This is a genomic window from Petrotoga sp. DB-2, from assembly GCF_054051725.1.
On sequence record NZ_JBSVZD010000113.1, the window covers coordinates 1 to 206 of the forward strand.

The 206-nt window shown below is 45.1% G+C and carries 1 pseudogene; it reads right to left on the minus strand.

Annotated elements, in window-relative coordinates:
• Positions 1-188 (minus strand): annotated as a pseudogene (locus ACW9JY_RS10670) (methyl-accepting chemotaxis protein); the annotation flags it as partial.
• Positions 189-206: the final 18 nt, after the last annotated feature.

Below are 206 nucleotides of genomic sequence, written 5' to 3' on the forward strand. Positions count from 1 at the left end.
TCTGTGGCTAACTCACTCAACTCTTTCGCTTCTTCGTTTATCCCTACCGCTTGTTTTACTTGTTCGTCTATTACACTCCTTGATCTTTCTAGTTGTCCACTTATCTCTGTTACCGCTTTCGCTACCCTGTCCATCGCTGTGCTCATCTCTTGCGCACTTGCACTTTGTTCTTCTGCACTTGCAGTCATGTTTTCTATCCCTTGGTC